The sequence below is a fragment of the Serratia sp. SA088 genome, assembly GCF_049065515.1.
Taxonomy (GTDB): Bacteria; Pseudomonadota; Gammaproteobacteria; order Enterobacterales; family Enterobacteriaceae; genus Serratia; species Serratia nematodiphila.
In genome coordinates this window covers 184,614-205,837 of record NZ_JBAKGW010000008.1, presented here as the reverse complement: position 1 = coordinate 205,837, position 21,224 = coordinate 184,614, and the positions used below count along the sequence as shown (strand labels likewise).

General features: G+C 61.0%; 20 protein-coding genes. 7 read left to right on the top strand and 13 right to left on the bottom strand.

The annotated features are described in order from the left end of the window. Positions 1-90 precede the first annotated feature (90 nt). Positions 91-1,443, top strand: coding sequence for a glycerol-3-phosphate transporter (gene glpT, locus ACOWVD_RS20050; protein ID WP_049241587.1), 1,353 nt, complete (start codon positions 91-93; stop codon positions 1,441-1,443). A gap of 81 nt (positions 1,444-1,524) precedes the next feature. Continuing rightward, positions 1,525-2,604 (top strand): glycerophosphodiester phosphodiesterase, encoded by a 1,080-nt coding sequence (gene glpQ, locus ACOWVD_RS20045; protein ID WP_342135048.1) that lies wholly within the window; start codon positions 1,525-1,527, stop codon positions 2,602-2,604. Positions 2,605-2,647: 43 nt separating this feature from the next. Here glpQ and yigL read toward each other — a convergent pair whose 3' ends face one another. Beyond that, positions 2,648-3,445 (bottom strand): sugar/pyridoxal phosphate phosphatase YigL, encoded by a 798-nt coding sequence (yigL, locus tag ACOWVD_RS20040; RefSeq protein ID WP_004934290.1) that lies wholly within the window; start codon positions 3,443-3,445, stop codon positions 2,648-2,650. Positions 3,446-3,449: 4 nt separating this feature from the next. Then, the gene (gene pldB, locus ACOWVD_RS20035; protein WP_049241583.1) at positions 3,450-4,493 is read right to left on the bottom strand and encodes a lysophospholipase L2; all 1,044 of its coding nucleotides are present in this window, start codon (positions 4,491-4,493) and stop codon (positions 3,450-3,452) included. Positions 4,494-4,640: 147 nt separating this feature from the next. Between pldB and rhtB the strand changes: the two genes are divergently transcribed. Further along, positions 4,641-5,261, top strand: coding sequence for a homoserine/homoserine lactone efflux protein (gene rhtB / locus ACOWVD_RS20030; protein WP_004934282.1), 621 nt, complete (start codon positions 4,641-4,643; stop codon positions 5,259-5,261). Between the two features lie 48 nt (positions 5,262-5,309). Here rhtB and rhtC read toward each other — a convergent pair whose 3' ends face one another. The 3 genes from rhtC to pldA are packed head-to-tail and all read right to left on the bottom strand — an operon-like array spanning position 5,310 to position 8,697. Further along, positions 5,310-5,930 (bottom strand): threonine export protein RhtC, encoded by a 621-nt coding sequence (rhtC, locus tag ACOWVD_RS20025; protein WP_004934276.1) that lies wholly within the window; start codon positions 5,928-5,930, stop codon positions 5,310-5,312. A gap of 12 nt (positions 5,931-5,942) precedes the next feature. Then, a complete protein-coding gene (recQ, locus tag ACOWVD_RS20020) occupies positions 5,943-7,775 on the bottom strand; it encodes an ATP-dependent DNA helicase RecQ (protein ID WP_028127631.1) in 1,833 nt (610 codons plus the stop codon). 43 nt (positions 7,776-7,818) lie between these two features. After that, complete coding sequence (gene pldA / locus ACOWVD_RS20015; protein ID WP_004934270.1) at positions 7,819-8,697, bottom strand: phospholipase A; 879 nt, start codon at positions 8,695-8,697, stop codon at positions 7,819-7,821. A 203-nt stretch (positions 8,698-8,900) separates the two neighbouring features. Between pldA and ACOWVD_RS20010 the strand changes: the two genes are divergently transcribed. Both ACOWVD_RS20010 and rarD read left to right on the top strand, forming a co-directional pair. Continuing rightward, positions 8,901-9,371: a thioesterase family protein gene (locus tag ACOWVD_RS20010; protein WP_421105748.1), complete on the top strand. Its 471-nt coding sequence runs from the start codon at positions 8,901-8,903 to the stop codon at positions 9,369-9,371. Positions 9,372-9,437: 66 nt separating this feature from the next. Further along, on the top strand, positions 9,438-10,325 hold the full coding sequence (gene rarD, locus ACOWVD_RS20005) for an EamA family transporter RarD (RefSeq protein WP_004934265.1): 888 nt from the start codon (positions 9,438-9,440) through the stop codon (positions 10,323-10,325). A gap of 16 nt (positions 10,326-10,341) precedes the next feature. On the opposite strand, the gene corA is transcribed toward rarD, so the two are convergent. Further along, positions 10,342-11,292 carry a magnesium/cobalt transporter CorA gene (corA, locus tag ACOWVD_RS20000; RefSeq protein WP_004934262.1) on the bottom strand — a complete coding sequence of 317 codons (951 nt, stop codon included), beginning with the start codon at positions 11,290-11,292 and terminating at the stop codon, positions 10,342-10,344. A 444-nt stretch (positions 11,293-11,736) separates the two neighbouring features. On the opposite strand from corA, the gene ACOWVD_RS19995 reads away from it, so the two are divergent. After that, positions 11,737-12,210: a WbuC family cupin fold metalloprotein gene (locus ACOWVD_RS19995; RefSeq protein ID WP_016929492.1), complete on the top strand. Its 474-nt coding sequence runs from the start codon at positions 11,737-11,739 to the stop codon at positions 12,208-12,210. 43 nt (positions 12,211-12,253) lie between these two features. On the opposite strand, the gene uvrD is transcribed toward ACOWVD_RS19995, so the two are convergent. From uvrD to lptM, 6 genes are all read right to left on the bottom strand, one after another. Then, on the bottom strand, positions 12,254-14,416 hold the full coding sequence (uvrD, locus tag ACOWVD_RS19990; protein ID WP_015376268.1) for a DNA helicase II: 2,163 nt from the start codon (positions 14,414-14,416) through the stop codon (positions 12,254-12,256). 78 nt (positions 14,417-14,494) lie between these two features. After that, positions 14,495-15,211, bottom strand: coding sequence for a 5-amino-6-(5-phospho-D-ribitylamino)uracil phosphatase YigB (yigB, locus tag ACOWVD_RS19985; RefSeq protein WP_015376267.1), 717 nt, complete (start codon positions 15,209-15,211; stop codon positions 14,495-14,497). Next, entirely contained in the window at positions 15,211-16,122 is a 912-nt protein-coding gene (gene xerC / locus ACOWVD_RS19980; RefSeq protein WP_033654013.1) for a tyrosine recombinase XerC, read from the bottom strand. Before xerC ends, yigB begins: the two co-directional genes overlap by 1 nt. Further along, entirely contained in the window at positions 16,119-16,832 is a 714-nt protein-coding gene (locus ACOWVD_RS19975; protein ID WP_004934247.1) for a DUF484 domain-containing protein, read from the bottom strand. The genes xerC and ACOWVD_RS19975 overlap by 4 nt, the downstream gene beginning before the upstream one ends. Continuing rightward, a complete protein-coding gene (gene dapF / locus ACOWVD_RS19970) occupies positions 16,829-17,653 on the bottom strand; it encodes a diaminopimelate epimerase (protein ID WP_015376265.1) in 825 nt (274 codons plus the stop codon). Before dapF ends, ACOWVD_RS19975 begins: the two co-directional genes overlap by 4 nt. A 71-nt stretch (positions 17,654-17,724) precedes the next feature. Continuing rightward, positions 17,725-17,931 (bottom strand): LPS translocon maturation chaperone LptM, encoded by a 207-nt coding sequence (gene lptM, locus ACOWVD_RS19965; RefSeq protein ID WP_004934241.1) that lies wholly within the window; start codon positions 17,929-17,931, stop codon positions 17,725-17,727. A 78-nt stretch (positions 17,932-18,009) separates the two neighbouring features. Here lptM and cyaY point away from each other — a divergent pair, with 78 nt between their 5' ends. Beyond that, on the top strand, positions 18,010-18,330 hold the full coding sequence (gene cyaY / locus ACOWVD_RS19960; protein ID WP_015376263.1) for an iron donor protein CyaY: 321 nt from the start codon (positions 18,010-18,012) through the stop codon (positions 18,328-18,330). Positions 18,331-18,366: 36 nt separating this feature from the next. Here cyaY and ACOWVD_RS19955 read toward each other — a convergent pair whose 3' ends face one another. Then, a complete protein-coding gene (locus ACOWVD_RS19955; protein ID WP_004934235.1) occupies positions 18,367-20,919 on the bottom strand; it encodes a class I adenylate cyclase in 2,553 nt (850 codons plus the stop codon). Positions 20,920-21,224: the final 305 nt, after the last annotated feature.

Sequence of the window (21,224 nt, the reverse complement as noted above, 5' to 3'; positions counted from 1 at the left end):
AAAAACACCACATTCGATATCCGCTCAATCATCAAATGAACGTAAAAGGTCATATTGATGTGATAACAGATAAAGCCATCGGAGGCGCTCATGTTGAGTATTTTTAAGCCGGCCGCACACATCGCCCGTGTGCCGAGCGATAAGGTAGACCCGCTCTACCGTAAGCTGCGCTGGCAAATTTTCCTGGGGATCTTCTTCGGTTACGCCGCTTACTATCTGGTGCGTAAGAACTTCACCCTGGCCATGCCTTACCTGATCGAACAAGGCTTCAGCCGCGGCGACCTCGGCTTCGCGCTGTCGGGCATCTCCATCGCCTACGGCTTCTCCAAATTCATCATGGGTTCGGTCTCCGACCGTTCCAACCCGCGAGTGTTCCTGCCTGCCGGCCTGATCCTGGCGGCGGCGGTGATGTTGTTCATGGGCTTCGTGCCGTGGGCCACTTCCAGCATCGCCATCATGTTCGTCCTGCTGTTCCTGTGCGGCTGGTTCCAGGGCATGGGTTGGCCGCCGTGCGGCCGTACCATGGTGCACTGGTGGTCGCAGAAAGAACGCGGCGGCATCGTCTCCATCTGGAACTGCGCCCACAACGTGGGTGGCGGCCTGCCGCCGCTGCTGTTCCTGCTGGGCATGGCCTGGTTCAACGACTGGCACGCGGCGCTGTACATGCCGGCCTTCGGCGCCATCCTGGTGGCCCTGATCGCCTTCGCCCTGATGCGCGACACCCCGCAATCCTGCGGCCTGCCGCCGATTGAAGAGTACAAAAACGACTATCCGGACGACTACAGCGAAAAAGACGAAGAAGAGCTGACCGCCAAGCAGATCTTCATGCAGTACATCCTGCCGAACAAGCTGCTTTGGTACATCGCGGTCGCCAACGTGTTCGTCTACCTGCTGCGTTACGGCATTCTGGACTGGTCGCCGACCTACCTGAAAGAAGTGAAGCACTTCGCGCTGGACAAGTCTTCCTGGGCCTACTTCCTGTATGAATACGCCGGTATCCCGGGCACTCTGCTGTGCGGCTGGATGTCGGACAAAGTGTTCAAAGGCAACCGCGGCGCCACCGGCGTGTTCTTCATGACGCTGGTGACCATCGCCACCGTGGTGTTCTGGATGAACCCGGCCGGCAACCCGACCGTGGACATGATCTGTATGCTGGTCATCGGCTTCCTGATCTACGGCCCGGTGATGCTGATCGGCCTGCACGCGCTGGAGCTGGCGCCGAAGAAAGCCGCCGGCACCGCCGCGGGCTTCACCGGCCTGTTCGGCTACCTGGGCGGCTCGGTCGCGGCCAGCGCCATCGTCGGTTACACCGTGGACTTCTTCGGTTGGGACGGCGGCTTCATGGTGATGATCGGCGGCGGCGTGCTGGCGGTTATCCTGCTGCTGCTGACCATGCTGAACGAAAAGAAACACCACGCGGAAATCGCCGCCAAGCGCGGTTAAGCGTCACACGACTTTTGCATGATTTAAAGGCCGCCCTGCGGCCTTTTTACTACCCTGCCCCAACAACACGGAGAAAACGGAATGCGGACTCAAGTCAAAGCCCTGCTGACAGGGATCATTCTCGCCACCTCGATGGTCAGCGCCGCGCAGGCGGCGGACAAAGTGGTGATCGCCCACCGCGGCGCCAGCGGCTACCTGCCGGAACACACTCTGCCGGCGAAAGCGATGGCCTACGCGCAGGGCGCCGATTACCTCGAACAAGATCTGGTGATGACCAAGGACAACGAGCTGGTGGTGCTGCACGACCATTACCTCGATCGCGTCACCGACGTCGCCGAACGCTTCCCGGACCGCGCGCGTAAAGACGGCCGTTATTACGCCATCGACTTTACGCTTGCGGAGATCAAATCGCTGAAGTTCACCGAAGGCTTTGAAATCGAAAACGGCAAGAAGGTGCAGGGCTACCCTGGCCGCTTCCCGATGGGCAAATCCGACTTCCGCGTGCACACCTTCCAGGAAGAGATCGAGTTCGTGCAGGGTCTGAACCATTCGACCGGCAAGAACATCGGCATCTACCCTGAAATCAAGGCGCCGTGGTTCCACAAACAGGAAGGCAAAGACATCTCCAGCAAAGTGCTGGCGGTGCTCAAGCAGTACGGCTACACCGGCAAGAACGACAACGTCTACCTGCAGTGCTTCGACGCCAACGAGCTCAAGCGCATCAAGAACGAGCTGGAGCCGAAGCTGGGCATGGATCTGAAGCTGGTACAGCTGATCGCCTATAACGACTGGCAGGAAACCTATGAGCAGAAAGCCGACGGCAAGTGGGTGGAATACGACTACGACTGGATGTTCAAACCGGGCGCGATGAAGAAAATCGCTCAGTATGCCGACGGCATCGGGCCGGACTACCACATGCTGGTGGTGGCGGAAAAATCCAAGCCGGGCCACATCGTGCTGACCGACATGGTGAAAGAAGCGCACGCCAACAAGCTGGCGGTGCATCCGTTCACCATCCGCGCCGATGCGCTGCCGAAGTACGTGACCGACGTGAACCAGCTGTATGACGTGATTTACAACCAGGCCGGCGTCGACGGCGTGTTCACCGACTTCCCGGACAAGGGCGTGCAGTTCCTGCAGAAGCAGGGCCAGCACAAGTAATGCCAAGGGCGCCGCGAGGCGCCCTTATTATTTAATGGTTATTTCAGAGGAACATCTTGCGCAGGTAGTGCGGCACCGCGTTATCGACGTTGGAGCCGATCACTTCCAGCTCCGGCAGCATGTCCTTCAGGCGCTGATGCGCGTCGCGCATGATGCAGCCCTTGCCGGCCATCGACAACATCTCCAGATCGTTCATGCCGTCGCCGAAGGCGATGCACTCTTGCAGCGTATAGCCGATGATCTTGGCCACTTCTTCCAGCGCATGCCCTTTCGACACGCCGCCCGCCATCACTTCCAGGCAGGTAGGGAACGAGAAGCTGACGTTGACCCGATCGCCCCAGCGCGCGTTGATGGCGTCTTCCACCTGCAGCAACCGCTCGTGATCTTCACAGGTGAAGTAAACCTTGCAGACGCCGTCGGTTTCCAGCAGGCCCGGCTCAAACAGCTGATATTTGAACACCGACTCCTGGAAGAACTCTTCCTGCTCCGGGCTTTCGCGGTTGGTAAACCAATCGTCGTTACGGTAGACGTTGGTGGTGATATCCGGATCGTCGTGCAGCATGCCGTACAGATCGCGGGCGATATCCCCGTCCAGGTTGTGGCTGAAAATCAGTTCGCCGGCGGTGTTGTGCACCCGTGCGCCGTTGGAAGTGATCATAAAGGCGCTGATCTCCAGGCTGTCGCGGATCTGCGCCACGTCGATATGGTGGCGGCCGGTGGCGAACACGAAATGCACGCCGCGCTGAGTCAGCAACTTCAGCGTTTCTTTAGCGTACGGCGACAGGGTATGGTCGGGAGACAGCAGCGTGCCATCTAAATCGGAAGCGACGACGTGATACATAGCGTTATGTTCTAACCTCTGATGGAGTTGTCGGCGGCAGCACGCCGCCTAAGTGTTGAGCAAAGAAGCGCAGAATTGCGTTCAGTGCTTCGGCGCGCAGCGCGTCCCGCTCGAACAGGATCTCATGGCGTGCGCCGTTGATAACCCACGGGAGCCCCCCTTCGCAAGGGCGCCCCGCGTCTGACAGAGCCTGACAAAAAGCCTGGTGCGAACGGTTGTCGACTACCCGTTCTTCACCGGCCTGCAAAAGCAACAGCGGCGTGGCAATCTTCCCGGCCTGCGCGATAATCTGCCGGCCGGCGCGGATGCTCTCCCGCACCCAATGGTAGGTCGGCCCGCCCACCTGCAGCTCGGGGTAATCGGCATAATAACGCAGGCTGCGCCGGTAACGCTCGCGGCTATGGGTCAACACGTTGACCACATAGGGCAGCGGACGCCACTGGCCGGTGCCCACCGCGTAATAGTCGCGGATCGCCGGGCGGGTCTCCGCCCAGTCGAGAATGCGATCGGCCAGCCAACCCGGCATCGGCAGCCGGATGCCGAACATCGGCGCGCAAAACGCCGCCGCGTCGAACGCCTGCGGCCGGCGCTGCAGAAACTGCGCCAGGATCGCGCCGCCCATCGAATGCGCCAGCGCGAAGCGCTGCCGATAACCGTGCGATTCGACCTCGCGCAGCCACAGCTGTTCGAAATCGTCCACGTAGTCGGCGAAGTTTACCACATGACCGCGGTGCGTATCCGCCAGTAAACGCCCGGAACGCCCCTGGCCGCGATGATCGACGATCACCACGTCGTAGCCGCAGTGGAACAGATCGTAGGCCACCTCAGGGTATTTCACGTAGCTTTCGATGCGGCCGGGGCTGACCACCACCACTCGCTGATGCCGCGCAGAACTGAAGCGCACAAAGCGGATCGGCACGCCGTCCACGCCGCTGAATTCGCCTTCTTCGCGCTGCCGCCAGAAATCCAGCAGCGGCCCGGTGGCGAAGGCAGCGAACTGCGTTTCACGCGTTAACCAGTCATCGGAGCTGAGAGTGAACGAGGTCATCGAGAGCGTTTTCCCTGTGGGGCCGGCGGAAAATGTGACCGCTGGCACAAGAAATCATACTAGCGTATTGTGATTCAATTCTGACAAAAACAGCGCCGCCTCGGCGCATTGTGGCACAAAACGACACTTTCAGGGAGCCGAAGCACCATGACCTTGGACTGGTGGTTAACCTATCTGCTGACCACGCTTATCCTGAGCCTTTCCCCCGGCTCAGGCGCCATCAATACCATGAGCACCGGCATCAGCCACGGCTATCGCGGCGCCGCCGCCTCGATAGCCGGGCTGCAGGTCGGGCTGAGCGCGCACATCGTGCTGGTGGGCATCGGTCTCGGCGCGCTGATATCGCAATCGCTGCTGGCGTTCGAACTGTTGAAATGGTTGGGCGCCGCCTACCTGGTGTGGCTCGGCATCCAGCAGTGGCGCGCCGCCGGCGCGCTGGATCTGCATGCGCTGGCGGGCAGCATGCCGCGCCGCCGTCTGTTCCGCCGCGCGGTGCTGGTCAACCTGACCAACCCGAAAAGCATCGTGTTCCTCGCCGCACTGTTCCCGCAGTTCATCTTGCCCAATCAGCCGCAGGCCGAGCAGTATCTGGTGCTCGGCGTCACCACCGTGGTGGTGGATATTCTGGTGATGATCGGTTACGCCACTTTGGCGACGCGCATCGCCGGCTGGCTGAGAACGCCGCGCCAGATGCAGTTGCTCAACCGACTGTTCGGTTCGCTGTTCATTCTGGTGGCGGGGCTGCTGGCGACTGCCCGCAAAGCCTGACAAAAAAGGCCGGGCATCGCTGCTCGGCCTTGGGCATGTCACCGCCGATCAGCGGGTAAAGATCAGGTGTAACCCGAAGCCGGTGAACAGCACGCCCGCCACCCCGTCGATCCACTTGGCCAACCGCTGATAGCCGCGGCGCATCGCCGGCAGCGCAAACACCACCGCCACCAGGCTGAACCAGACGAAGGTCTCGGCGACGATCAGCAAGAACAGCCCCCAGCGCGCTCCGGCGCCAACGCTGTCGCCGACGAACAGCGAGAACACGCTGCCGAAATAGATCACCGCTTTCGGGTTGGACAGATTGGTCAGGAAGCCGCGAATAAAGCTGCGCCCGGCCTTCGGTAACGCCACCTGGGCCTCCGCTGCCGGCTGCGCTTGCTGCGCCCGCGCGGAACGCAGCAGTTGCCACCCCATCCAGCACAGGTACATCCCGCCGCCGACCATGATGATCTGATGCAGCCAGGCCATCTTCTGCAGGATCAGGTGCAGCCCCATCAAGGCCACGCCGGCCCACACCACGATGCCGAGCGAAATGCCGACCACGCCCATCATCGCCTCGCGGCGCGAACGGCTGGCGGCGGTTTGCGACACAAAAAAGAAGTCCGGCCCCGGGCTCATCAGCGCAATCAGATGCACCAGCGCCACGGTGAGAAACAGCATTAGCATGATTTATCGCCCTCAGTCTTCGTCATTGTCGAGATGGTCGCGGATCATCGCCATAAAGGGCGCGCCGAAACGCTCCAGTTTGCGCTGGCCGACGCCGTTGACGCTCAGCAGATCGCCGGCCTTGATCGGCATCTGTTCGGCCATTTCCAGCAGCGTGGCGTCGTTGAACACCACGTAGGGAGGAATGTTTTCTTCGTCGGCGATCGACTTGCGCAGTTTGCGCAGCTTGGCGAACAGCTTGCGATCGTAATTGCCGCCGTAGGATTTCTGGTTGGCGCTGCTGCGCGACTTCAGGCTCTGAATGCGCGGCACCGCCAGCTGCAGCGCCACCTCGCCGCGCAATACCGGGCGCGCCGCCTCGGTCAATTGCAGCGCCGAGTGCATGGCGATGTTCTGGGTGATAAAACCCAGGTGGATCAGCTGACGCAGCACGCTGGTCCAGTGTTCGGTGGTCTGATCGCGGCCGATGCCGTACACCGGCAGCTTGTCGTGGCCATATTCGCGGATACGCTGGTTGTTGGAGCCGCGCAGCACTTCCACGATGTACCCGAGGCCAAAGCGCTGGCCGACGCGATACACGCAGGACAGCGCCTTGCGCGCGTCCTCCAGCCCGTCGTAGCGCTTGGGCGGATCGAGGCAGATATCGCAGTTGCCGCAGTTCTCGTGCTTGCCTTCGCCAAAGTAGTTGAGCAGCACCAGGCGGCGGCAGGTTTGCGCCTCGGCGAACGCCCCCATGGCATTCAGCTTGTGGCGCTCGATGTCCAGCTGTTGCCCGGCGGGTTTCTCCTCCAGGCAGCGGCGCAGCCAGGCCATATCGGCCGGATCGTACAGCAGGATGGCTTCGGCCGGCAGGCCGTCGCGCCCGGCGCGGCCGGTCTCCTGATAATAGGATTCGATATTGCGCGGGATGTCGAAATGCACCACGAAACGCACGTTGGGTTTGTTGATGCCCATGCCGAAGGCGACGGTGGCCACCACCACCTGCAGATCGTCACGCTGGAACGCTTCCTGCACCTGGGCGCGGCGCTCGTTGTCCAGCCCGGCGTGGTAGGCGCCGACGCTCAGCCCGCGGCTTTGCAGGCGCGCGGCGGTGTCTTCCACCTTGGCGCGGCTGTTGCAATAGATAATGCCGCTCTTGCCGCGCTGATCCTGCACGAAGCGCCACAGCTGATCGAGCGGTTTGAATTTTTCCACCAGCGTGTAGCGGATGTTCGGCCGGTCGAAGCTGCTGACCTGCACCAGCGGATCCTGCAGCGACAGCAGGCGCACGATATCGCCGCGCGTGGCTTCGTCGGCGGTGGCGGTCAACGCGATCACCGGCATCGCCGGGAAGCGCTGTTTCAGCTGACCCAGCGCGCGATATTCCGGCCGGAAGTCATGGCCCCACTGCGAGATGCAGTGCGCCTCATCCACCGCCAGCATCGCCGGCGGGCAGTGATCGAGCAGGTTGAGGAAGCTTTCCATCATCAGCCGTTCCGGCGCGATGTACAGCATCTTGATGGTGCCGTTGCGGCAGCCGGCCATGACGTCCAACTGCTCCTCGCGGGTTTGCGTCGAGTTGTAGCAGGCGGCGGAAACGCCGTAGGCCAACAGTTGGTCGACCTGGTCCTTCATCAGCGAGATAAGCGGGGAAACCACCAGGGTCAGGCCGTCCATCACCAGCGCCGGGATTTGGTAGCACAACGACTTGCCGCCGCCGGTCGGCATCACCACCAGGCAATCCTGCCCGCCGATCGCGGCATTGATAATCGTTTGTTGGCCCGGACGGAATTGCTGGTAGCCGAAGGTATCGCGCAATACCTGCTCGGCCAGCAACTCTCTGTTAATCACTGCTGCGGTTGACACACACTTCCCCATTTTTTCATCGGTACACACCCACCGGGTATGATTACATAATATCGTTCAGCATGACACCAACGCCCACCCGTGTCTGCCGGAAGTTGTAGTCGATCAGCGATTCGCCGTAGCCGCTGAACACCTGGGTATAGAATCGCACGTTGCGGGTGATCGGGTAGCTCCAGCCCAGTTCCGCGCCGCCGTAGCCGCTGTTCCAGTTGTAGTGGCTGTCGACGCTGAACACGCTGTCGCCCCAGGCGTAACCGACCTTCAACCGGTAGTATCCCATGTATTTGGTGATGTCCGGGTTGTCGTCGTTGCTCGAGCTCTCCGAGAAGCGGAACCAGGGCTTGAGATCCACCTGCCAATTGCCGTTTTGCGCCATCAGCCGCGCATAGCCGCGATTCCAGCTGCGCGACGTCGGATCCGAGCGGCCGTTAGACTGATGGTTAACGCCGATTTCCACATCGCGCAGCGTCCAACCGGCAAAGCGGTAATCGGTCGCCCACCCCACGAACAGTTGCGGCTCGTAGTTGGTCTCGCGGAACGGCGAAGACTCGCCGCGGTTGGACAATTGCCACCAGGAGCGCTGAGTATAAGACGCGCCGAGCACCGAGTTGTCGCCGGCAATGCCCCGCCACAGCGGAAATGCCAGGCTAAGCTGGTATTTCACCTCGTCCTTGCGCGCCTTGTCGGCCCAGTTGTACGTCTTGATGGCTTCTTTGTTGATATCGCTGGTGTCGGTGTACAGCAGGTAATTGGGATCGTAAGGATACAGCGTGAATGGATTATCGTGCTCCTGCAGCAGGTTGGCGATAATGCTGCCGCGCACCGCCGGCTTATCGTGAATCTGCTGCTCTTTGGCTTCCTCAGCCAATGCCAGCGCCGGCATCAGCAGCGTGGCGGAAACGATCCCTGACAAAATGCGCATAACCTCTCCTTACTCCAACGAAAAAGGGCAAGCCCGGAAAAAATCAGGCCATTTTACACACAAAGGAGGATTTACCGCAGCGCGGTCCGGTTTTATTGGAATAGTCTGGAAAGCAACAAAGGTTAAGCATAAAATCAACATTCCATTAACCTGGACTGACCAGTTAGCTCCCTTAAAACACAAAAGAAAAACGGAACCCCGCTATGTCGACCACTGCTCTGACCCTGGAAGCCGCCCGCCGCAAGATCGGCGAAATCTTTGTCTACCACATGCCGTTCAACCGCGAGCTTGGCCTGGAGCTGCGCCGCTTCGACGATGACTACGTCGAGCTGAGCTTCACCAACCAGCGCAAGCTGGTCGGCAACGCCGCGCAGGAAATTCTGCATGGCGGCGTGATCGCCGCGGTGCTCGACGTCGCCGCCGGGCTGGCCTGCGCCGGCGGCGTGCTGACGCGCATGGAACCGCTGATCGAAGAGGAGATCGCCGCCAGACTGTCGCGCATGGGCACCATCGATCTGCGCGTCGACTATCTGCGCCCCGGCCGCGGCGAGCACTTCGTCGCCTCCGCCAGCGTGCTGCGCAGCGGCAACAAAGTCGCCGTCGCGCGCGTAGAACTGCATAACCACGACGGCCTGCATATCGCCACCGCTACCGCCACCTATCTGGTCGGCTGATGATTGTGTGCGGTGAGCGACTTCAGTACACTCACCGCATCTTACGTTCCCCACCAGAGTGACGTCATGGACGCAAAGCAAACGCGTCAGGGCATTTTCTTCGCCCTGGCCGCCTATTTTATGTGGGGCATCGCCCCGGCCTATTTCAAACTGATCCAGCAAGTATCCGCGGACGAGATCCTCACCCACCGGATCATCTGGTCGTTTTTCTTCATGCTGGCGCTGATCACGCTGGGCCGCAACTGGCCGAAAGTGCGCGCCGCCTGCCAAAACCGCAAACGGCTGCTGTTGCTGGCGGTCACCGCGCTGTTGATCGGCGGCAACTGGCTGCTGTTCATCTGGGCGGTGAACAATCACCATATGCTGGAAGCCAGCCTGGGCTACTTCATCAACCCGCTGGTTAACGTGCTGTTGGGGATGCTGTTTCTCGGCGAACGTTTCCGCCGCATGCAGTGGGTGGCGGTGGCGCTGGCGTTCACCGGGGTGCTGGTGCAGCTCTGGCAGTTCGGCTCATTGCCGATCATCGGTCTGGGCCTGGCGTTCAGCTTCGCCTTCTACGGCCTGCTGCGCAAGAAAATCGCCATCGACGCGCAGACCGGCATGCTGATTGAAACGCTGTGGCTGCTGCCGGTGGCGGCGGGCTACCTGTTCCTGTTCGCCGACAGCCCCACCAGCCACCTGAGCGCCAACCCGTGGTCGCTGAATCTGCTGCTGGTCGCCGCCGGCATCGTCACCACCGTGCCGCTGCTGTGCTTCACCGCGGCGGCTACCCGGCTGCGCCTGTCGACGCTCGGTTTCTTCCAGTATCTCGGCCCGACGCTGATGTTCCTGCTGGCGGTCACCTTCTACGGCGAGACCGTCGGCCAGGACAAGCTGGTGACCTTCGGCTTTATCTGGGCGGCGCTGATCCTGTTCACCCTCGACGCGCTCTATACCCAGCGCAAGCTGCGTTGAGCCCGGCGCCGCCGAGTTACAGCCAGTTCTTGCGCTTGAAGTACAGGTAAGGGGCCAGGCCCGCCAGGATCATCAAGGTGATGGCGCCCGGGTAGCCGAACGACCATTTCAGTTCCGGCATGAATTCAAAGTTCATGCCGTAGCTGGAGGCCACCAGCGTAGGCGGCAGGAACACCACCGACACCACCGAGAAGATCTTGATGATGCGGTTCTGTTCGATGTTGATGAAGCCCATCGCCGCCTGCATCAGGAAGTTCACCTTCTGGAACAGCGATTCGTTGTGCGGCAGCAGGGATTCGATATCGCGCAGCACTTCACGCGCCTGCTCCAGCTGGCCGGTCGGCAAACGCGCCTTGCGCACCAGGAAGTTGAGCGCGCGCTGGGTATCCATCAGACACAAACGCACCTTCCAGCCGATATCTTCCAGCTCCGCCAGCGTCGACAGCGCGGCGTCGTATTCGTCGCCCTGATGCCCTTCCATGATCACCCGGCTAAGCTGTTCCAGATCGCTGTAGATGTTCTCTATCTCGTCCGCCAGCTGTTCAATCTTGGTTTCGAACAGATCCAGCAGCAGTTCGTAGGCGTTGCCTTCGAGCATGGTCTGGTTGCGGGCGCGCATGCGGTACAGGCGAAACGCCGGTAGTTCACGCTCACGCAGGGTATACAGGCGGCCGTCGCGGATGGTGAAGGCCACCGTGGAGTTGCCGGCGTGATCTTCCGCATCTTCGAAGTAGAAGAAGGAGTGGATATGCAGACCGTCTTCGTCTTCGAAGAAACGGGCGGAGGCTTCGATGTCGTCCAGTTCGGGACGCGTCGCCAGGCTTTGTCCCAGCTCATTCTGCACGCGCTCACGCTCGCCCTCTTCCGGCTCGACCAGATCAACCCACAGCGATGACGTGAGATCATCCGAGTCGTCCAGTTCCAGACGGGACAAGCGGCGGTTATCTAATTTAAAAGCGCTCAGCATGTGCCAAAACTCCGTGAAGGTAACGGGTGCGGACAACGCGTTGAAGCACAGAAACAGAGGGGATGCGTATCACCGATTGTTTCAGACCATGAAGAGATCTGACTCATAGCGACGCTTTGCGGGGTCGCCGACAACCACGAAGGCTATCAGCAAAAACGGAGAGCCTTAGAAGTTATACCTGCGGCGCAGGTCAGTGAGCCAGTATCTACTGGGTGTGTCCAAGGCGTCTGTCCTCAATGATAATAGTGCGCGCATGTTACGCCGAGAAGAAAAAGCCTGTCAACACGTTAGGCGGGATAATTGCGCAACAAATCATCACGATGATCAATGGCAGAAATGGCGCTTAAACCGTACTGAAAAAGTCGCGGCGATCGCTTACCGCCACCAAGAATGTTGCTAAGATGACATCACCCTAATGGTACGACAAGCATGCGGATTTAAACGATGAAACAGATTACCGCCCATGAACTGACCGCGATGAGCGAACAGGCCGCCAGCGTGCCCCGCCTGCGCGCGCACCGCACCTTACACGAAGAGCTGAGCGACCCGGTGCAACGCCTGGCGATCGCCATGGAACCCGGCACCTATATCCGCCCGCACCGCCACCCGCAAACCTGGGAGCTGCTGACGCCGCTGCGCGGCCGTTTTGTCGTGCTGCAGTTCAACGATGACGGCGTCGTGACGCAGCGCACCCTGCTCGGCGAAGAAACCAAAGTGCTGGAGATGCCGGCATTTACCTGGCATGCGGTGCTGTCGGTCGATGCCGGCGGCGTGGTGTTCGAAGTGAAGCGGGGGCCGTATCAGGCGCTGACCGAAGAAGACTGCATGCCGTGGGCGCCGCAGGAAGGCGGCGAAGGCACCGAAGCGGTGATGCGCTGGTACGCCACCGCACAGGTCGGCGACCGCTACCCTCACTGATGGTGAACGATTGCAGGGGCTTGCCCCTGCAACGCCTCTCTCGTTAGACCGTTTCCAAACGCGCGTAGGCCGCCACCAGCCATTTGATGCCCTCGCCCGGGAAGGCGATCTGCAGCCGGCTGTGCTCGCCGCTGCCCTCCAGATTGACGATGGTGCCTTCGCCAAACTTGGGATGGCGCACGCGCTGGCCCAGCTTATAGCCGGTATCGTTCTCGCTGATCGGCGTGCCCATGCGGCGGTGATTGACCGGGCGCGATACGCTGGCGCGCAGGCGCACTTCTTCCACGCACTCCTCCGGCAGTTCGCCGATAAAGCGCGACGGCCGATGGTAAACCTCTTTGCCGTACAGACGGCGCGTTTCGGCATAGGTCAGCGTCAGCTTCTGCATGGCGCGCGTTACGCCCACATAGGCCAGACGGCGCTCCTCCTCCAGACGGCCGCCTTCATCCAGCGACATCTGGCTCGGGAACATGCCCTCTTCCATGCCGACGATAAACACCAGCGGGAACTCCAGCCCCTTGGCCGAGTGCAGAGTCATCAGCTGCACCGCGTCCTGATAGGCGTCGGCCTGGCCTTCGCCCGCTTCCAGCGCCGCATGCGACAGGAACGCCTGCAGCGGCATCAGATCCTGATCTTCGTCCTGATAGCTGAACTGACGCGTCGCCGTCACCAGTTCCTCGAGGTTTTCGATACGCGCCTGCCCCTTCTCGCCCTTCTCCTGTTCATACATGATGAACAGCCCGGAGTCGCGGATCACCCGGTCGGTCTGCACATGCAGCGGCATGTCGGCGGTTTCATGCGCCAGCGATTCCACCAGTTCGATGAAACGCTGCAGCGCCGACGCGGCGCGGCCGGCCAACACCTTGTCCTGCATCAGCTCGCGCGTCGCCTGCCACAGCGTCAGCTGGCGATCGCGCGCCGCCTGGCGCACCACGTCGAGGGTGCGATCGCCGATGCCGCGCGTCGGGGTATTGACCACGCGCTCGAAGGCTGCGTCGTCGTTGCGGTTGGAAATGAGGCGCAGGTAAGCCAGCGCATCCTTGATTTCCTGGCGTTCGAAGAAGCGCTGGCCGCCGTAGATGCGGTACGGCATCGCCGTCTGCAACAGCGCCTCTTCCAGCACCCGCGACTGGGCGTTGCTGCGGTACAGGATGGCGCAATCGTTCAGCGCGCCGCCGTTGTCTTGCCAGGTCTTGATGCGGTTGACCACGAAGCGCGCTTCGTCGAGTTCGTTGAAGGCGCAGTAGAGGGAAATCGGCTCGCCTTCACCGCCTTCGGTCCACAGGTTTTTGCCCATGCGCCCGTCGTTGTTGGCGATCAGGGTGTTGGCCGCTTTCAGGATGTTGCTGGTGGAACGGTAGTTCTGCTCCAGACGGATGGTTTCCGCGCCGGGGAAATCCTTCAGGAAACGCTGGATGTTTTCCACCTGCGCGCCGCGCCAACCGTAGATTGACTGGTCATCGTCGCCGACGATCATCACGCTGCTGTTGCCGCCCGCCAGCAGGCGGATCCAGGCGTACTGGATGCTGTTAGTATCCTGGAATTCGTCCACCAGCACGTTGGTGAAACGCTCGCGGTAGTGATTGAGGATATGCGGCTTGTTCAGCCACAGCTCATGCGCGCGCAGCAGCAGCTCGGCGAAATCCACCAGCCCCGCGCGATCGCAGGCTTCCTGATAGGCCTGGTAGATGCGCAGCCAGGTGGCCTCCACCGGGTTGTTGTAGGTTTCGACGTGCTGCGGGCGCAGGCCCTCGTCTTTCTTGCCGTTGATGTACCACATCGCCTGACGCGGCGGCCACTGCTTCTCGTCGACGTTCAGCGCCTTGATGATGCGCTTGAGCAGCCGCAGCTGGTCGTCGCTGTCGAGGATCTGGAAATCCTGCGGCAGGTTGGCCTCCAGGTGATGGGCGCGCAACAGACGATGCGCCAGGCCGTGGAAGGTGCCGATCCACATGCCGCCCTGGCTGGTGCCGATCAGATGTTCGATTCGGTGACGCATTTCCGCCGCCGCCTTGTTGGTGAAGGTCACCGCCATGATCGAATACGGCGAGCAGTTCTCCACCGACAGCAGCCAGGCGATGCGATGCACCAGCACCCGCGTCTTGCCGCTGCCCGCCCCGGCCAGAACCAACAGGTTGCTGCGCGGCGCCGCCACGGCTTCACGTTGTTTTTCATTCAGGCTGTCGAGCAGATCGGAGACGTCCATAGGCACCACTAATGGTTAAGGGAAAACCCGCCGGTGACGGGTTTTTCACTGGAAATTTATACAGAGTTCTGGCAGGGATTATAACAATGCTGTCAGCGATGCCAACTGCGAAATCTCAATATGCGGCAGCAGGCGGCTGTCGGCGGCCTGCATCAGGCAGCGTTGCCGATCGTTGATCCAACAGGCCTGCAGCCCCGCGCGCAGCGCGCCGGCGACGTCGGTAGTCAGATCGTCGCCCACGTGCAGGATCTGCCCGGGCGCCACGCCCAGCCGTTCGACGGCCAGGTGATACATGTCCTGATACGGCTTGGCGCGCCCGTCCGGCCCGGATCGCAACACGAACTGGAAGTAACCGTCCAGGCCGCACTGCGCCGGATCGGCGTTGCCGTTGGTGATCGCCACCAGCGGGTAGCGCGCGGCCAGCGCCTTCAGCGTGGCGTGGGTCGCTTCCGGCACCTCGATGCGGCTGCGCCACAGCGCGAAGTTTTGCATCGCCGCATCGGCTCCGATCGCGGCTTCGGCGTCGCGCAGCCCCTGCCGGCTCAGCGCCAGATGAATGGCGCGCCAGCGCCACTGGGTGACGTCGTGGTAGATCTCCGGATCCTGCTCACGCAGCTCCTGGCGCAGACGGTGGAAATCCGCCGACTGGAAGCTGTTCAGGCCGGGATGGTAGCTCTGCAGGAAGGCCACCGACTGCTGCTCGGTTTGCCGGATCACCGGACGGTTGTCATACAGCGTGTCGTCCAGATCGAAAGTCAGCGCCGCCAGCGGGCGCAGCGGGCGATAAAAATGCATCAGGATTTCCCCCGTTTGGCGCGCGGATGCGCGGCATCGTACACGTTCGCCAGATGTTGAAAGTCGAGGTGGGTATAAATTTGCGTGGTGGTCAGGTTGGCGTGGCCGAGCAGCTCCTGCACCGCACGCAGATCGCCGCTCGACTCCAGCATGTGGGTCGCGAAGGAGTGACGCAGTTTGTGCGGGTGAATATGGCTGTTGACGCCCTGTTTCACGCCCCATTCGGCGAAGCGCTTTTGCACGTTGCGCGTCGAGATGCGCCGCCCCTGATTGGACAGGAACATCGCGTCATCTTCCGGCCCGAACAGATCGCGCATCGCCAGCCAGTGTTCCAGCCAGGTGACGGCGGTGCGCCCGATCGGCAGTTTACGCTCTTTGCTGCCTTTCCCCATCACCCACACCTCGCCGGCCGCCATATCGACATGGCGGCAATCCAGCCCCACCAGCTCGGAGAGACGCAGGCCGGCGCCGTACATCACCTCCAGCATGGCGCGATCCCGCACCGCCAGCGGATCGTTGAGATCGATCTCCAGCAGCTGGTTCATTTCATCGACGTCGATGTTTTTCGGCAGATGGCGACCGCTGCGCGGCGTGCGGATGCCTTTGGCCGGGTTGGCGTGCAGCACGCCTTGGCTGACCAGCCAGTCGAGGAAACTGCGCAACGAAGAGAGCCGCAGCGCCAGGCTGGCGGACTGCAGGCCGGCGCGTTTGCTGCGCGCCGCCAGCATGCGCACCCGGGCGGCATCCAGCGCCGTCCAGTCGGTGACGCCGATCTCCTGCGCCAGGCGCATCAGCGCCGCCAGCTGGCGCGAATAGCTGAGCTGCGTCAGCGGGCTGAGTTGCCGTTCTACCTTGAGATAACGCAGAAAAGCGTCCACCGGCTGCTGCAGGCTGGGCGCAATCGGCGTCATGCGCGTTCGATCCAGCGTTCCAGCAGTTCCGGCAGCATGCGCGCCAGTTGATTGAGCATCACCGTGCCCATGCCCTGCTGATAGTGTTGCGTATCGCGGCTGCTGAAGATCACCATGCCCAGCTCGCCGTCGTCGCCAAGCATCGACAGCGCCACCGAACCAATCTGGCCGATCTGTTTGGCCTGCGGCAACAGCAGCAGCAGTTCGGGGCCGTTCAGGCCGCCGAGGTAGTGTTGTTCGCTGCCCAGCCGCTGGATGCGGAACGGCTCGAACGCCGAACGCGTCAGCGCCAGATGGGTGAAATCGGAAGGCGCGCCGATATTCCAGCGCTCGGCGAACAGGCGCACCGTGGCGCCGGCCAAACCGAAGCCGCGCGCCCAGCGCTGCAGCCGGTTGAGCATGTCCTGCAAGCTGTCGGCGGTGGCCAAATCGGCCTGCAGGTGCAGCAACCGGGCGAACAGCCCTTCGTTAGCGCTGGCCTGCTCCATCAGCAGCGTGATCTCTTCTTCCAGCCGTTCGATGTGATTGCGCTGGCGGGCCAGATGCCATTCCACCAACGAAACGGTGCCGCGCACCGGGTGCGGCACGCGCATCTGCTCAACCTGGCGCGCGTTGCGAATAAAGAAATCCGGGTTCTGCAGCAGGTACTGCATCACGGTGTCGTCATCCAGCGCCAGGCCGGCGACGCTCTGTTCTTCTACGCTTTTCATAGATGAATAAATCCGTCATAGACATGGGTTGCCGGACCGGTCATAAACAGCGGGTTGCCCGGCCCTTTCCAGCGAATATGCAGGCTGCCGCCCGGCAGCTCTACATGCACTTCTTCTGACAGCAATTCCTGTTGGATCCCCACCGCCACCGCCGCACAGGCGCCGCTGCCGCAGGCCTGCGTTTCACCGGCGCCGCGCTCATAAACGCGCAGCTTGATGTGATCGCGGCTGACCACCTGCATAAAGCCGATGTTGGCCCGTTCCGGGAAGCGTTCATGCCCTTCCAGCACCGGCCCGAGCAGCTCCACCTTGGCGGTGTTTACGTCGTCCACCTGCAAAACACAATGCGGGTTGCCCATCGACACCACGCCGCACAACACGGTATGTTCCGCCGCGCGCATGATGTAGGTCTTTTCAGCCTTGGCGGCGCGGAACGGCACCGCCTGCGGGTCGAAATTCGGCTCACCCATGTTGACGCACACCAGATCGTCGTCGGTGACGCTGAGCACCATGCGCCCGGTTTGGGTGCTGACGCGGATGTCGCGTTTGTTGGTCAGCCCTTTCAGCCGCACGAAGCGCGCGAAGCAACGCGCGCCGTTGCCGCACTGCGCCACTTCGCTGCCGTCGGCGTTAAAAATTCGGTAGTGAAAATCCAGTTCGGGATCGTAAGGCGGTTCTACCACCAGCATCTGGTCAAAGCCGACGCCCAGGTGCCGATCGGCCAGCCGGCGGATCAGCTCAGGTGAAAAATAGACATTCTGTGTAACGGCATCGACCACCATAAAGTCGTTGCCCAGACCGTGCATTTTGGAGAACTGCATATCATACTCCGCTATCTGGACGCGCTATCCGTCTTGATTTTACGGCGGCGCTCGCCACCGCAAACAGGGTGTTACTGGTCAACCATCGACGGTTTTTGCTGAGAGCCAGACTGCTCCTGCTGGTTCTTTTGCACCTGATCGCCCGTTTGCACCGGCGGCTTGGCCGGTTTCTGGCTGGCGGGGTCGGCAGGCGGGAAGTAAAGCGGGCCTTTCAGACCACAGCCGGCGAGGCCGGTAACCAGAACTGCCATCAGCGCATAGCGTAGTTGTTTTTTCATTTGCATTAATGCCTGTAATTCATGCGTCCAAGGTCTCTATAATCGCAGGTGGATCATGAAAAGCAATAGGAATTGAATATGAACGACAGCGAGTTTCACCAGTTGGCCGACCAGCTGATGCTGAATATTGAAGAGACACTGGACGATTTTGACGGCGATGCGGACATCGATTACGAAACCAATGGCGGCGTGATGACGCTGAGCTTCGAAAACGGCACCAAAATTGTCATCAACCGCCAGGAGCCGCTGCACCAGGTGTGGCTCGCCACCAAGGCCGGCGGCTACCACTTCAACTACCGCGACGGCGTCTGGTTATGCGATCGCAGCGGGCAGCCGTTTTATCAGCTGCTCAGCGAAGCGGCCAGCGCGCAGGCCGGTGAGGAACTGCGTTTTTCCTGAGGCAATGCGGGGCTCGGCCACCGAGCCCTTGCGGCGTCAATGCAGCTGGAACTGCTGTTTGAGTGGCTGAGCGGCGCCGTCGGCCACCGTCACGCACAGGCTGGACAGCACGTTGCTGCGGAACGGGATCACCTGCGTGCGCCCGTCGAGCTGCACGATTTGATAGAACTGCGGCAGGTTGAAGTTGATGAAGCTGGAGCCGTAGGTGAAACGATCGTGCGATGAAGAGTAGAAGCGGCTGACGTCGCGCACCAGCTCTTCTTTACTGCCCTCGCAGTGGTGATACACCTCCACCCGGTTCGACTCATCCAGAATATAGATGTTGAAGCCCTTGTCGTCTGAGGTGTCTTCGAAGAAGAACTGGATGATCCCCTCGCTGGCGAAGCCGTCCACCACCGGCGGCAGATGCACCTGATCGGTTTCCACCTTGATAGACAGGCCGTGCAGCTTGTTGTTGGAGATGGCGCCGTAAAACTCCACCGCATTCTCCAGCTTTTGCACCGACACGCTCAGGCGCTCGAAGAACAGCCCCCAGGTCTGCCCGGCGACGCGCACCGCCTTGAAGCGGCCGGGTTCCAGCCGGGTGCTGGACAGGCGCAGCTCGATGCACTCCGATACCAGCTGCTGAATACGGGTGCGGATCAGGCCGCGCAGGTGCTGACTGTAGCAGAACACTTCCACCGACTCCGGCGGCGCGGCGTCCTGATGCATTTTGCCGAGAATGGTTTTCAGCGCTTCCAGCACCGACTGCTCACCGCTGAAATGCAGGGTGCGCACCTCGTTCCAGGAGTTGCGGTACAGCAGATCGATGCTGCCCACCAGACACTGCTGCTGCTGGCCGAAGCTGAACACGTCCAGTTTGCGGAAATCGAAGTGCACCACCTGATTGCGGAACGCGGCGGTCGGATCGTTTTCCAGATTGACGATGATCGCCAGATGGCGAATTTCGCACGGGCTGTACAGCGCTTTCGGCGTCGGCGCCGGCAGGCGCAGCGGGAAGTGATGGGAAACGTCGGCCACCAGCTCCTGCAGCTTGGCGGTATCGCACAGGTTGCCGCTCTTGATGTGCAGGCGGGTCTGCGGCGTCAGCAGGCCGTTGAAATAGGCCCAGGCCACCAGCTTGTTCAGGTAGCGGTTATATTCCAGCGGCTGATGGCTGACGATCGAATCCATAGCCGGGGCCTGATTGTACAGGTACCAGCCGGTGCGGTTGGCGCGGCCAACCGGCACGTGAATAAAGGTTAAATCGTTTTCCGACAGGTCCGGCGAAATCTGCGGGTTCACCAACGTCACCTTGCCGGGCAGCGCTTCGAACGCCGCATACAGTTTGCGGGTCAGCACGCCGATATCCTGCGGGCTGGCGCTGACGCTGAGGTTGTTGCGGCGGGCGAAACGGATCAGGTTGCGGTAGCTCTGCATCATCGCGTCGAGCAGTTCGTTGTGCGCTTCGCGCACCCGCTCGATCTTCCAGTTGGCGCGGTTGTCCAGCATCGCCAGACGCTCTTCGCTCCAGCCCCACTCGCTGACCAGTTGGCTGAGGATCTCGCGCCGCCAGCCGACGCAGGCCTTGGCCAGCGACAGCTTTTCACACACTTTCAGGTAGAAACAGCGGCGGGCCAGATCGAGGCGGGTGGTGTCGTTGATGTCGGTCAGGTAGCGGGTCACGCGCTCGAGCATCATGCAGTAGGCGTCGAGCCCGAAGCTGACGATCTCACCCTGGTGCAGGCGATGTTTGATGTCCGTCGCCAGCAGCTGGGTATTGGGGTATTCCCAGGAATAGGCTTCCAGCAGCAGGGTCTTCAGCACCGCCTTGTAAGGCGAATCGATGCTCTTGTACAGCTGCCACAGGCTGGCGCCGAAGTACTCTTCCGCCGACAGCGAACTCAGGCCGCCGAGATCCAGCCACTCGTTCGGCGTCAGCGCGCCCTGCGCGTACAGCGACAGCACGTATTCATCGTAGTGCGCTTCTTCTTCGCCCGGCACCATGTTCCACAGGATGCGTTTGCCGGCCAGGCGCACCGCGGTGCGGTAGAACTCGTCCAGCAACAGGATGTGCTGCGTCGAGCCGCAGTCTTCGCCGCCCAGGCTGCCACTTTCATTATGGCGGAAACGGTTTTCGTCGATCAGGAAGAAGCTGACCTCCACCCCCATCGAGGCGGCCCACTTCTCAAGCAGGCTGCATTTTTGCTGCAGGCGGGTGCGTTCTTCGTTGTCCAGCCAGGACTGGTGGCAGACCCAGATGTCGAGATCCGAGCTGCAGCTTTGGCCGATAGACGAGGTGCTGCCCATCGAATAGACGCCGGTGATCGGCAGCTCGCCGCTGGCCGGTTTGTCAAACGGGCTGCCCCATTTGTCTTCTAAATCGTTCAGGTATTCTTGTTGAGTTTCATCAGGCGTGTAGAGGCAAATGCCGTGGGGAACGTTACCGTTCAGGTAACCCGGCATCAGCGGGTGGTGGTGGTGCAGTAAGGTGGGCAGCAGACTGTATACCCGTTGAAACGCGGGCTTCATAGCCGCCAGGGCGCGATCGACGCGTAGCTGATTGATCGCATCCAGTCTCTGCTTCAATGTCTCGATGTAGAGGTACAAGACGTCTCGCCTGATTATCCCGGTGTTTAGAAAAAAACCCGTATTCCATAAGCGCCGTTAGTGTAAGAAGAATATTTGGCGACTTATTGCTGGAAACGTGATCAATTTAACACCTTGCTGATTGACCGTAAAGGAGGTAACGCTTCACAATTATTGTAGCGCTTCCCTAAACGATTTACCCGCAGTGTTAACTGCCCCAAAGCACATCACACGTCCCTTTGATTCCGTTGTCCTTTTTCCGCCTCCGGCTTCTTGCACTGACAGTATTGGCTCTCAGTGGTAGGATGGATGGCGAAATATAAAAA